3 protein-coding genes and 1 pseudogene are annotated in these 13,771 nt (G+C 73.8%); 3 read left to right on the top strand and 1 reads right to left on the bottom strand.

Annotated features, from left to right (window positions below):
* The 3 genes and pseudogenes from ACZ7PG_RS48880 to ACZ7PG_RS48890 form a co-directional block, all read left to right on the top strand.
* Window positions 1-10,362, top strand: a pseudogene (locus ACZ7PG_RS48880) (type I polyketide synthase); the annotation flags it as partial.
* Complete coding sequence (locus ACZ7PG_RS48885) at window positions 10,355-11,113, top strand: thioesterase II family protein (RefSeq protein WP_470246084.1); 759 nt, start codon at window positions 10,355-10,357, stop codon at window positions 11,111-11,113. The pseudogene ACZ7PG_RS48880 and the gene ACZ7PG_RS48885, both read left to right, overlap by 8 nt.
* A 13-nt stretch (window positions 11,114-11,126) precedes the next feature.
* Window positions 11,127-12,377 carry an activator-dependent family glycosyltransferase gene (locus ACZ7PG_RS48890; protein ID WP_470246085.1) on the top strand — a complete coding sequence of 417 codons (1,251 nt, stop codon included), beginning with the start codon at window positions 11,127-11,129 and terminating at the stop codon, window positions 12,375-12,377.
* Window positions 12,378-12,421: 44 nt separating this feature from the next.
* Here the strand turns inward: ACZ7PG_RS48890 and ACZ7PG_RS48895 are convergent, their stop codons facing one another.
* A complete protein-coding gene (locus ACZ7PG_RS48895) occupies window positions 12,422-13,606 on the bottom strand; it encodes an aminotransferase class I/II-fold pyridoxal phosphate-dependent enzyme (RefSeq protein ID WP_470246086.1) in 1,185 nt (394 codons plus the stop codon).
* Window positions 13,607-13,771 lie beyond the last annotated feature (165 nt).

The raw sequence follows: 13,771 nt of genomic DNA on the forward strand, positions 1-13,771 counted from the left end.
AACGAGGAGAAGCTGCTCGGGTACCTGCGCAAGGTCACCGCCGACCTGCACGAGACCCGGGAACGCCTGCGGGAGGCCGAGTCCGCGACACCCGAGCCGATCGCGATCGTGGCGATGGCCTGCCGGTTCCCCGGTGGCGTCGAGACGCCCGAGGATCTCTGGCGGGTGCTCGAAACCGGCACCGACACGCTGACGGACTTCCCGGCCGACCGCGGCTGGGACCTCGACGCGGTCTACCACCCCGACCCGGACCACCCGGGCACGAGCTACGTCGACCAGGGCGGGTTCGTCCGCGACGCGGGCGCGTTCGACGCGGCCTTCTTCGGCATCTCGCCCCGCGAGGCCCTCGCCATGGACCCGCAGCAGCGGCTGCTGCTCGAGACGTCGTGGGAAGCACTGGAACGCGCCGGGATCGACCCGCAGTCGCTGCGGGGCGCGCCGGTCGGCGTGTTCGCCGGGACCAACGGCCAGGACTACCCGGGGCTGCTCAGCCTCGCGCCCGGCGTCGGCGACGGCTACGAGAGCACGGGCAACGCCGCGAGTGTCCTTTCCGGACGGATCTCGTACGCGCTCGGCCTGGAGGGCCCGGCCGTCACCGTCGACACGGCGTGCTCGTCGTCGCTGGTCGCCCTGCACTGGGCGGCGCACGCGCTGCGCGAGGGGGAGTGCGCCCTCGCGCTCGCCGGCGGGGTCACCGTCATGACCACACCCGGCGCGTTCATCGGCTTCAGCCGGCAGCAGGGCCTGGCCGCGGACGGCCGGTGCAAGGCGTTCGCCGACGGCGCCGACGGCACGGGCTGGGGCGAGGGCGCCGGCGTCGTGCTGCTCGAACGGCTGTCCGACGCCCGGCGCAACGGCCACCCCGTGCTCGCGATCGTCGCGGGCTCGGCCATCAACTCCGACGGCGCGTCGAACGGGCTCACCGCCCCGAACGGCCCGTCGCAGCAACGGGTCATCCGCGCCGCGCTCGCCGACGCCGGTCTCTCTCCGTCCGATGTGGACGCCGTCGAGGCGCACGGCACCGGGACGAGCCTGGGTGACCCGATCGAAGCGCAGGCCCTGCTGTCCACCTACGGCGAGCACCGGCCGGCGGACCGTCCACTGTGGCTCGGCTCGATCAAGTCGAACCTCGGGCACACCCAGGCCGCCGCCGGCGTGGCCGGCGTCATCAAGATGACGCTTTCCCTGCGGCACGGCGTCCTGCCGAAGACCCTGCACGTCGAGCGGCCGACGTCGCGCGTGGACTGGTCGGCCGGCGACGTCCGCGTGCTGACCGAGCCGGTCCCGTGGCCGGCGGACGGGCGGGTGCGCCGCGCGGGCGTCTCGGCGTTCGGCGTGAGCGGCACCAACGCACATGTGCTCCTGGCCGCACCCCCGGCCGAGGAAGCCGCCCCGGAAACGCCCTCGCCCGCCGTCGTCCCGTGGGTCCTTTCCGGACGGTCGGAGGCCGCGCTCCGCGCCCAGGCCGCCCGGCTCGCCGGCGTCGAGGGTGACCCCGCCGGGATCGGGCTGGCGCTCGCGACGACCCGCTCGGCGTTCGAGCACCGGGCCGTGCTGGTCGGCGACGCGGCCGAACTGGCCGAGGGCGTGCGCGCGCTCGCGAAGGGCGACGACCTCCCCGGGCTCGTCCGCGGTGCGGTCGCCGAAGGGCTGACCGCGTTCCTGTTCACTGGCCAGGGCGCCCAGCGCGCCGGCATGGGCCGGGAGCTGTACGAGCGTTTTCCGGCGTACGCAAACGCTTTCGACGAGATCTGCGCGGAGTTCGACCGGCACCTCGACCGTCCACTCAAGACGGTCATCGACTCGGGTGAGCGGCTCGACGAGACGGCTTACACCCAGCCCGCGCTGTTCGCGGTCGAGGTCGCGCTGTTCCGGCTCCTCGAGTCCTGGGGCGTGACGCCCGACCACCTCGCCGGACACTCCATCGGCGAACTCGCCGCGGCGCACGTCGCGGGCGTGTTCTCCCTCGCCGACGCCACCGAGCTCGTCGCGGCCCGCGGTCGGCTCATGCAGGCATTGCCGGCCGGCGGGGCGATGGTCGCCGTCCAGGCCACCGAGGACGAGGTGATGCCGCTGCTCACCGGCGCCGTCTCCCTCGCCGCGGTCAACGGCCCGGACGCCGTCGTCGTGTCCGGCGCAGAAGCGGCCGCCGGCGAGATCGAGCGGCACTTCGCCGCCCTCGGCCGCCGGACCCGGCGGCTCACCGTCTCCCACGCCTTCCACTCCCCGCTGATGGACCCGATGCTGGCGGAGTTCGCCCAGGTCGCGGCCCGGATCACCTACGCGCGGCCGCGGCTCCCGATCGTCTCGACGGTGACCGGCGCTCCGATCGCCGACGACCTGACCACTCCGGACTACTGGGTGCGCCAGGTCCGGGAGCCCGTCCGGTTCGCCACCGCCGCGGCGGCGCTCGCGGACCTCGGGACCACCCGGTTCCTGGAGCTGGGGCCGCACGGCGTCCTCGCCGCCATGACCGAAGAGTGCCTGCCCGGCGCGACGGTCGCGTCGCTGCTGCGCAAGGACCGCGACGAGGTCCGGACCGCGCTGGCCGCCGTCGCGAGTGTGTATGTCCAGGGTGCGCGAGCCGCCTGGGGCGAGCTGTTCCCCGGCGCGCGGGCGCGGGCCCTGCCGACCTACGCCTTCCAGCGCGAGACCTACTGGCCGGAGCTGCCGCGCCCGGTCGGCGGCGCGACCCGCGACAGCCTGCTCAAGCTCGACTGGGTGGCGGTCGAAGCGGCGGAGCCGGTCCCGGCGGCGTGGGCCGTGCTCGGCTCCGGTCACCGCGAGCTCGGCGCCGCCCTGTTCGCCGAGCTGGGCGCGCTGGCCTGCCACCCCGACCTCGACGGCGTCGCGGAAGCCGGCGCGCTGCCCGACGTCCTGGTCGCCCCGTTCCGGTGCGAAACGCCGGGTGAGGCGGCTCGGCGTGCGCTGCGGCTCGTGCAGTCGTGGCTGGCCGACGAGCGGTTCGACGGCCGCACCCTGGTGGTCCTGACGCGGCACGCCGCCGTCGCCGACGGGATCGAGGATCTCGCGCAGGCACCCGTGTGGGGCCTGGTGCGCTCGGCCGCGGCCGAGAACCCCGGCCGGTTCGTGCTCGCCGACATCGACGACCCGGCGTCCGCGCGGCTGCTGCCCGCCGCGCTCGCCACCGGCGAACCCGAATTCCTGTTGCGTGACGGCGAAATCCGGGTGGCGCGCCTGGCGAAGACGACCTCGTCCGAGCCCGGCCCGTCGGCGTCCTTCGGTCCGGAAGGGACGGTGCTCGTCACCGGTGGGACCGGGGCGCTCGGTGCCCTCGTCGCCCGCCACCTGGCCACCCGGTACGGGGTGCGGCACCTGCTCCTGGCCAGCCGGCGCGGTCCCGCCGCCGACGGCGCGGCCGAGCTGGTCGCGGACCTGACCGAGCTGGGTGCGGAACCGGTCGTCGCGGCCTGCGACGCCGCCGACCGGACGGCGCTGGCCGCGCTGCTGGCGGGCATCCCGGCGGACCGGCCGCTGACCGGCGTCGTCCACGTGGCCGGCGTCCTCGACGACGGCGTCGTGTCCGCGCTGACCCCCGAGCGCCTGGACGCCGTGCTGCGGCCCAAGATCGACGCCGTCACCCACCTGCACGAGCTGACCGCCGAGGCGGACCTGACCGCGTTCGTCGTGTTCTCCTCGATCTCCGGCACGCTCGGCCCGGCCGGCCAGGCGAACTACGCGGCGGCCAACGTCTGGCTCGACGCGCTGGCCCGCCACCGCCGGGACCACGGCCTGCCCGCGCTCGCCCTCGGCTGGGGCCTGTGGGAGCAGACCGGCGGCATGACCGACGCCCTCGCCGACCGCGACCGGCGCCGGCTGGGCGCCACCGGCATGATCCCACTGTCCACTGCGGACGGTCTGCGGCTGTTCGACGCGGCCTGCCGCGCCGGGGAGCCCGCGGTGCTGCCGATCCGGTTCGACTTCGCCGTGCTCGGCGCCGCCCCGGTCCTGCCGCCGGTGTTCGCCGGGCTCGTCCCGCCGCGGCCGGTCGCCGAGCCCGTTCCCGACCGGCCGGCCGACGTGCTCGACGTCGTCCGGACCGCCGTGGCGCTGGTGCTCGGCTACGCGAACGCGGCGGCCGTCGAGCCCGACCGGGCGTTCAAGGACCTCGGGTTCGACTCGCTGACCGCCGTCGAGCTCCGCAACCGGCTCGCCGCGACGACCGGGCAGCGGCTGCCCGCCACCCTGATCTACGACTACGCCACCCCGAAGGCCCTGGCCACGCACCTGGCCGGCGACGCGGGACCGGCGCTCGTCGCCGCCACGGCCCGGACCGACGACGAGCCGATCGCGATCTTGTCGATGGCCTGCCGGTTCCCCGGCGGCGTCCACACCCCGGACGAGCTGTGGACGCTGCTCGCCGAAGGCCGCGACGCGATCGGCGGCTTCCCGGCCGACCGCGGCTGGGACCTCGACGCGCTCTACGACCCGGACCCCGACAGCGAGGGCACGTCCTACGCCCGCGACGGCGGTTTCCTCGACGACGCCGCGTTGTTCGACCCCGGCTTCTTCGGGATCTCACCCCGGGAAGCCCTGGCCATGGACCCGCAGCAGCGGCTGCTGCTCGAGACGTCCTGGGAGGCCCTGGAACGCGCGGGCATCGACCCGGAGTCGTTGCGGGGCCAGCCCGTCGGCGTGTTCGCCGGGACCAACGGCCAGGACTACCCCGCGCTGCTCGCGCTGTCGCCGAAGAGCGCCGAAGGCTACCTCGGCACCGGCAACGCCGCTTCCGTGCTCTCGGGCCGGATCTCCTACGCGCTCGGGCTCGAAGGCCCGGCCGTCACCGTGGACACGGCGTGCTCGTCGTCGCTGGTCGCGATGCACTGGGCGATCCAGGCCCTGCGCGCGGGGGAGTGCTCGCTCGTGCTCGCCGGCGGGGTCACCGTGCTGTCGACGCCGGGCTCGTTCGTCGAGTTCAGCCGGCAGCGGGGCCTGTCGCCGGACGGTCGCTGCCGCGCGTTCTCCGACGACGCCGACGGCACCGGCTGGGGTGAGGGCTCCGGAATGCTCGTCTTGGAAAGGCTTTCCGACGCGCGCCGCAACGGGCACCCGGTGCTCGCGGTCGTGCGCGGCAGCGCGGTGAACCAGGACGGTGCGTCCAACGGCTTGACCGCGCCGAACGGTCCTTCGCAGCAGCGGGTGATCCGGGCGGCGCTGGCGAACGCGGGCCTGACGCCGTCCGATGTGGACGCCGTCGAGGCGCACGGCACGGGCACGTCGCTGGGCGACCCGATCGAAGCCCAGGCGCTCATCGCCACCTACGGCCAGGACCGCGACCGTCCACTGTGGCTCGGTTCGATCAAGTCGAACCTGGGGCACACGCAGGCGGCGGCGGGCGTCGCGGGGGTCATGAAGATGGTGCTGGCCCTGCGTCACGGCCTGCTGCCCCAGACCTTGCACGCCGCCGTGCCGTCGTCCCATGTGGACTGGGACGAGGGTTCCGTGCGGTTGCTGGCGGAGTCCGTGCCCTGGCCGGACGACGACCGCGTCCGCCGTGCCGGCGTCTCGTCGTTCGGGGTGAGCGGCACCAACGCCCACGTCATCGTCGAGTCCGTGCCGAGCCTGGTCGCGACGGAAGTTGCCGAGCCGCGCGAGCTGACGGCGTGGACCGTGTCGGGGCACTCCCCGGAAGCTCTGCGGGGACAGGCCGAGCGGCTGCTGGCCCATGTCGAGACCCACCCGGCGGAGATCGGCACCGCACTGGCGGCTCGCACCGTCTTCGCCCACCGTGCGGTCGTCGTGGGCGCCGACCGCGACGAGCTGGTCAAGGGCTTGGCCGCTGTGGCTGCCGACCGTCCGGCGCCCGGCGTCAGCACGGGCGTGCGGGCCGAGGGTGGCACCGCGTTCCTGTTCACCGGTCAGGGTGTGCAGCGGCTCGGCATGGGTGCCGGGCTGCGCCGCGAGTTCCCGGTGTTCGCCGACGCGTTCGCCGAGGTGTGCGCCGAGTTCGACCCGCACCTCGACCGGCCGCTCCTGGAGGTCGTCGACACCGACCTCCTTCACCAGACGGGGTACACCCAGCCCGCGCTGTTCGCGGTCGAAGTGGCGCTGTTCCGGCTCCTGGAGTCCTGGGGCGTCCGCCCCGACCGGCTCGCCGGGCACTCGATCGGCGAACTGGCCGCCGCGCACGTCGCGGGGGTGTGGTCGCTGCCCGACGCCTGCGCCGTCGTCGCCGCGCGGGGCCGCCTGATGCAGGCGCTGCCCGCCGGGGGCGCGATGCTCGCGATCGAGGCGACCGAAGCCGAGGTCGTCCCGACGCTGCCCGCCGGCGTCGAGCTGGCCGCGGTCAACGGACCGGCGGCCGTGGTGGTTTCCGGTGCCGAAGACGGCGTTCTGGAAGTCGAACGGCACTGGGCCGGGCGCAAGACCCGGCGGCTGCGCGTCTCGCACGCCTTCCACTCGCCGGCCATGGACGCGATGCTCGCGGAGTTCGGCCGGGTCATCGGGGCAGTGACATTTGCGCCGCCCGCCATTCCGATCGTCTCGACGCTCACCGGTGAGCCCGCGACCGACCTGACCTCGCCGGAGTACTGGCTGCGCCAGGCGCGAGGGACGGTCCGGTTCGCCGACGCCGTCACCACCCTCGCCGGGCTGGGCGTGACCCGGTTCGTGGAGCTGGGCCCGGACGGCGTCCTCACCGCGATGGCCGCGTCCACCGTCGATGCCCTGACCATCGCGCTGCTGCGCAAGGACCGCGACGAACCGCGCGAACTGCTGACCGCGCTGGCGAAGCTGCACGTCATTGGGTCCACAGTGGACTGGAGCGCGGTGCTCGGCGGCACCGGCGAACCGGTGGAGCTGCCGACGTACGCCTTCCAGCACGAGCGGTTCTGGCCCGAGTTCTCGCTGACGCCGGCCGGTGACGTCACGATGGCGGGCCTCGACCGCCCCGACCACCCACTGCTCGGTGCGTCGGTGACGAACGCCGAGGACGGCGTCGTGGTGTGCACGGGCCGCGTCTCGTCGCGCACCCATCCGTGGCTCGCCGACCACGTCGTCGCGGGTAGCACGCTCTTCCCCGGCACCGGGTTCGTCGAGCTGGTCCTGCGCGCGGCCGAACAGGCAGGCGCGGGCGGCATCGAAGAGCTGGTCATCGAGACGCCGCTGTCGCTGCCCGAGCGAGAAGGCGTCCAGCTGCAGGTCGTCCTCGGCGCGCCGGACGAGTCGGGGACGCGGGGAGTCACCGTCCACTCGCGACTCGACGACGAACCGTGGACCCGGCACGCCAGTGGGCGGCTGGCCGCCGAACCCGGTCCCGTCCCCGACGACCTGACGCAGTGGCCGCCGGCCGGGGCCGAGCCGCTGGACCTCGACGGCCTCTACACCGAGGGCCCGGACGGCGGCTTCGGCTACGGCCTGGCCTTCCAGGGCCTGCGAGCGGCTTGGCGGCTGGGCGACGAGGTGCACGCCGAGGTGGCCTTGCGGCCCGAGGAGCACGCGGACGCGGCCCGGTCCGGGCTGCACCCGGCGCTGCTGGACGCGTCGCTGCACGTGCTCGGCACGGTCGCCGAGTGGGCGGGCCGGAACTACCTCCCGTTTTCCTGGAGCGGGGTGACGCTGCACGCGAGCGGCGCGACCGCGGTCCGGGTCACGGTCACCCCGAACGGCCACGACACGGTGCGGCTCAGCCTGGCCGACCCCACCGGCGGCCCGGTGGCGTCGATCGACGCGCTGGTGCTGCGTCCGCTCGTCGCGGGGGCGGTGCGGCCGGTCCGGAAGGCGCACGAGTCGCTGTTCCGGCTGGACTGGCGGCCGGTCGAAGCCGTGGCCCGGCGGCGGGCGGTCGTCGGCGGCGACGACCCCAAGGTCGGGCCGATGCTCGACGCCGCCGGAGTCACGCTGGACTGGCGGCCGGTCGAAGCCGTGGCCCGGCGGTGGGCGGTCGTCGGTGACGACGGCCTCGAGGTCGGGCCGGTGCTCGACGCGGCCGGCGTCACCTGCGAGTCCTATGTGGACCTCAAGGCGCTCGGTGCCGCGGTCGGTCTCGGCATGGCCGTGCCCGAAGCGGTGCTGGCCGTCCGCACCCCGGCGGCCGGCGAGCTGCCCGACGTCGCCCGGACGGCCGCGCACGACGTGCTCTCGTTGCTGCAGGACTGGCTGGCCGACGACCGGTTCGCCGCCTCCCGCCTGGTCGTCGTGACCCGGGGTGCGGTCGCCGCCGCGGCCGGTGACGATGTCCCCGGCCTGGCGTGCGCGCCGGTCTGGGGCCTGGTCCGCTCGGCGCAGTCCGAGCACCCCGGCCGGGTCCGGCTGATCGACCTCGATGACCACGACGAGTCCGCCGCGGCCCTTCCGGCAGCGGTCCTCGCCGACGAACCGCAGCTCGCCGTCCGCGAAGGTGCCCTGCTCGCCGCCCGGCTGACCCGCGCCACCAGCGAGGCCGCCACCGGCAAGCGCCCGTTCGGGCCCGACGGCACGGTGCTGCTCACCGGCGCCACCGGCAGCCTGGGCCGCGTGCTGGCCCGGCACCTGGTCACCGCGCACGACGTCCGGCGGCTCGTGCTGACCAGCCGGAGCGCGGCCGGCGCCACCGAGCTGCGGGACGAGCTGACCGCGCTCGGCGCCGACGTCCGGCTCGCCGCCTGCGACATCGCGGACCGGGTCGCGCTCGCCGCGCTGCTGGCGGACATCCCCGACCTCGGCGGGGTCGTGCACGCGGCCGGCGTGCTCGACGACGGCGTCCTGTCCTCGCTCACGCCGGACCGGATGGACGCCGTGCTGCGGCCCAAGGTCGACGCCGCCTGGCACCTGCACGAGCTGACCGCGGACCGGAACCTCTCGGCGTTCGTGCTCTTCTCCTCGGTCTCGGCCACCTTCGGCGGACCCGGGCAGGGCAACTACGCCGCGGCGAACGCCTTCCTCGACGCGCTCGCCGCCCACCGGGCCGCCCGCGGCCTGCCCGCCCAGGCGCTGGCCTGGGGCCTGTGGGAGACCGGGATGAGCTTCGCGCTGGACTCGGCGGACCGGAAGCGGATGTCGCGGGGCGGCGTCCACGCGCTGCCCGTCGAGCAGGGGCTGGCGTTGTTCGCCACCGCGACGTCGCTCGCGGAACCCGCGCTGGTCCCGGCGAAGCTGGACCTGACGGGGCTGGGCGACCGGGTCGCGTCCGTCCTCAAGGGACTCGTGCGCCCGGCCCGGCGGGCCGCCTCGGCGGCCGCTCCGGTGTCCGGCGAGGCCGCCCTGCGCGCCGCGCTGGCCGGGAAACCGGAGCCGGACCAGCTGGCGATCCTGCTGGACCTGGTCCGGGCCACCGCGGCCACGGTGCTGGGCTACGCCGGCCCCGACGCCGTGCGGCCGGACGTCGGGTTCCTCGTCGCCGGCTTCGACTCGCTGACCGCGGTCGAGCTGCGCAACGCCCTCGGCGCGTCCACCGGCCTGCGGCTGCCGCCGACACTGGTCTTCGACTTCCCGGCGCCGGCGGACCTCGCCGCGCACCTGCGGGCCGAGCTGAACGTCGGCGCCGCCGCGCCGAAGACGTCCACTGTGGACTCGGGCGAGACGCTCAGTGCGTTGTTCCGGACGGCCTGCGAACTCGGCAAGATGAAGGAGGGCTTCGAGCTGCTGCAGAACGCGGCGCTGCTGCGGCCCACCTTCGACACCGCCGCCGACCTGGCCGAGCAGCCGGGGTCGGTGCAGCTCGCGGCCGGGGAGCGCACGCCGAAGCTCATCTGCTTCAGCTCGTACGTCGCGCTGGCCGGGGTGCACCAGTACGCCCGGTTCGCTTCGCCGTTCCGCGGTGACCTCGACGTGCACGCGCTGCCGGCACCGGGGTTCGTCAAGGGCGAGGCGCTGCCGAACAGCGTCCGCGCGGTCGCCGAGGTCCAGGCGGACTCGGTGCTGCGGGTCGCCGGCGATGCGCCGTTCGTGCTGCTCGGGTCGTCGTCGGGCGGGATGCTCGCGCACGCTGCCGCCGAGGTTCTCGAAGAGCGGGGCACGCCGCCGCTGGCCGTCGTGCTGCTCGACAGCTACCTGCCGCGCGAGGACTCGCCGCTGGATCGGTTCCGCGACGAGCTGTTCGGCGGCATGTTCGACCGCGAGGAGGTGTTCGCGCCGATGGACGTCGCCCGGCTGTCGGCGATGAGCTGGTACTTCCGGCTGATGGCGGGCTGGGCGCCCGCGAAGCTGTCGGTGCCGCTCCTGCTCGTCCGCTCGTCGGAGCCGCCGGTCGCGGGCGGGCGGCTCGCCCCCGAGGAGTGGCAGACGCACTGGGACACCGCCGACACCGTCGTCGACGTGCCGGGCAACCACTTCACCATGGTCGAAGACCACGCCGCCACCACCGCCGAGACCGTGCGCGGGTGGCTGGACACCACGCTGAGGACGGAGTTCACGCATGACTGAGAACCCGGAGCTGTGGCTCCGCCGCTACCACGACGCGGACGAAGGCGCCGTCCAGCTGTTCTGCCTGCCGCACGCGGGCGGCTCGGCCAGCTTCTACTTCCCGATGTCCGCCGGGCTCGGCCGCTCGGTCGAGGTCCTGTCCGTGCAGTACCCGGGCCGCCAGGACCGCCGGCTCGAGCCGGGGATCGACAACCTGCCCGAGCTCGCGGACCGGGTCGTCGAAGTGCTGGCGGAGCGGACCCGGCGGCCGTTCGCGCTGTTCGGCCACAGCATGGGCGCGACGCTCGGTTTCGAGGTCGCGACCCGGCTGGAACAGGCGGGCGTGACGCCGTTGCACCTGTTCGCGTCCGGTCGGCGCGCACCCGCGTGCCGCCGCGACGAGTCCGTGCACAAGCTCGACGACGACGGCGTGATCGCCGAGATGCGCAAGCTCGGCGGTACCAACGCGGCCGTGCTGGGCGACGAAGAGATCCTGCGGATGGCGCTGCCCGCGATCCGCAACGACTACAAGGCCGCGGAGACCTACATCCGGCAGCCGGGACCGAAGCTGGCCACGCCGATCACCGTGCTGACCGGCGACGCCGACCCGAAGACCACGTTGGCCGAGGCCCGCGCCTGGCAGGACTACACCGACGGCGAGTTCGAGCTGAAGGTGTTCGGCGGCGGGCACTTCTTCCTCGCCGACCACCAGCCCGAGGTGCTGCGGCTGATCTCCGCGCGGCTCACGGGCACCTTGTCCGGCCACCACTGAAAGGCAGCCTGCCGTGCGCGTGTTGTTCGTGACGCTGGACGAGAAGTCCCACCTGTACTGCATGGTCCCGGCCGCCTGGGCGCTCGTCGCGGCCGGGCACGAGGTGCGGGTGGCCGCGTCGCCGGGGTTCACCGACGTCGTCACCGGCACCGGCCTCACCGCGGTGCCGGTCGGCGTGGACAACACGATGCACGAGGGCATGAAGCAGAACCGCGACGCCCAGGAAGCCGACATCGCGAACTGGAACGACACGGACCCGGCGTCGCACACGTGGGAGGCGCTGCACCAGCGGTACACCTTCACCGTGTGGGCCGGGTTCGCGATCTACAACGACGACATGGTCGGGGACCTGGTCGCCCACGCCTTGGAGTGGCAGCCCGACCTGGTGGTCTGGGACGCGCTGACCTACGCCGGGGCGATCGCGGCGAAGGCGTGCGGCGCGGCGCACGTCCGGCAGCTGTGCTGGGCCGACGTCTGGTGCGCCATGCGCGCGACGTTTCTGAAGGTGATGGCCGAACAGCCGGCCGAGGAGCAGGAAGACCCGTTGTACGACTGGCTGGAGCTGACCGGCCGGCCGTACGGGGTGGACTTCGACGAAGAGCTGGTCACCGGCCAGGCGACCATCGACCCGCTGCCGGAGTCGCTCGGCGCGCGCTCCGGCGTCCGGCGGCTGCCGGTGCGGCACGTGCCCTACAACGGGCGGGCCGTGGTCTGGGACTGGCTGCGCACGCCGCCGTCGCGGCCGCGGGTGTGCCTGACGCTGGGTTCGTCCAATACGGACGCTTTCGGTGGCGACTACGTCTCGATCCCGGAGATACTGGCCGCCTTGTCCACTTTGGACATCGAGGTGGTCGCCGCGCTGGTACCCGAGCAGCGCGAGGCCCTGACCGAGGTGCCGGCCAACGTCCGGGTCGTCGAGTCGGTCGCGCTGCACACGGTGTTGCCGAGCTGCGCGGCGATCGTGCACCACGGCGGGTTCGGCAGCTACGGCGCGGCGCTGGTGGCCGGGGTCCCGCAGCTGACGGTGACCACGCCGATCGCCGACCACCTCCTGCGTCCGCAGCGCCTGGTCGACGAGGGCGCGGGACTGTTGTTCACCCACAACGGCTTCACGGCCGACGACCTGCGGTCCGCGGTGGCCCGGCTGGTCGGGGAGCCGGAGTTCGCGGCCAACTCGCGTCGCCTGCGCGACCTCGCGCTGGCCCAGCCGACCCCGGCCGAGCTGGTCGTGGACCTGGAGAAGCTGGTCGCCGAGCGGTCGTGAGTGAGAAACAGGGTTAGAACCCTGTTTCTCACTCACGACCTCTTTCAACCCAGGCGGCGGCGGATCTCCGGGGCGTGCTCGATCGCGAAGGCCACCAGGGCCGAGACTTCGCGGACCTGCTCGCTCGTGACGGACGGTCCCGTCGGCAGCGTCAGCACGCGCCGGGAGAACGCGTCGGTGGCGGGCAGCGAGACCGGCCGCTCGGTGCGGTAGGGCTCGCACTCGTGCACGCACGGCGAGAAGTAGCGCTGCGCCAGCACGTTGTCCGCCCGCAGCAGGTCGAGGAGGGTGTCGCGGGACAGCCCGCACTCCTCCTCGTCGACCTTCACGACGTTGTACTGGTAGCTGTTGCGGTTCTCCTCGTCGTAGCGGTGCATCTCCAGGCCGGGCAGCCCGTCCAGCAAGGCGGTGTACTGCTCGTAGTGCGCGCGGTTGGCGGCGATGGTCGCGGGCAGCGCGTCGAGCGAGGTCAGCCCCATGGCCGCCGACGCCTCGCTCATCTTGGCGTTGGTGCCGGCGAACTCGGTGACGTGCTCCTCGCCCCAGCCGAAGTTGTGGGTGTAGCGGGCGAGCTGGGCGAAGTCGTCGTCGTTGGTGACGATGCCGCCGCCCTCGAACGTCGTGACGACCTTCGCCGCGTGGAAGCTGAACATCTCGGCCTTGCCGAACCCGCCGAGGGGCTGGGAGCCGAAGCTGCAGCCGATGCCGTGCGCGGCGTCGAAGAAGAGGGTCAGGTTGTGCAGCTCGGCGATCTTCTCCAGCTCCTGGATGGCGGCCGGCTGGCCCCACAGGTGCACGCCGACCAGACCGGTCGTGCGGTCGGTGATCAGGCGCTCGACCTGCTCGGGGTCGATGCACCCGGTGGCCGGGTCGAGATCGCAGAAGACCGGCGTCAGGCCGAGGTAGCGCATCGCGTGCGCGGTCGCGACGTAGGTCATCGACGGCATGATGACCTCGCCGGTGAGGCCGGCCGCCCGGGCCATCACCTCGAGCGCGATCGTCCCGTTGCAGGTCGCGACGCAGTGCTTGGCCCCGGCGTGCTCGGCGATCCGCGCCTCGAACTCCTTGACCAGCGGGCCGCCGCTGGTGAGGCGCCCGCTGTCGAGGGCCACTTCGAGCCGTTCGTAGAACTTCGCCCGGTCCCCGGTGCTCGGTTTCCCGACCACCAGGGTCTTCTCGAAGGCCATCGGGCCGCCGAACAGCGCCAGGTCGTCAACGCTCGTCTTCATGAAAGGTCCTTCCCCAGGGGTCGCGGTCTGCCCTTTCCCGCGATGACGTGCATTTCGTTGCTTTACAACAGCTGTTGAGATCCCCCTCGAACGGTCGTCTGCAGGATAGGTACGCCGCGCGGGACTGACGGATCTTGCCGGGAAACTCTGTGGAAGCCCCTAGTC

It is taken from the genome of Amycolatopsis sp. NPDC114504 (assembly GCF_055633595.1).

Bases quoted from the DNA above. Each gene is read 5' to 3' on its own strand.
- ACZ7PG_RS48885 (WP_470246084.1), top strand. From the start codon at position 10,355: ATGACTGAGAACCCGGAGCTGTGGCTCCGCCGCTACCACGACGCGGAC.
- ACZ7PG_RS48895 (WP_470246086.1), bottom strand. From the start codon at position 13,606: ATGAAGACGAGCGTTGACGACCTGGCGCTGTTCGGCGGCCCGATGGCC.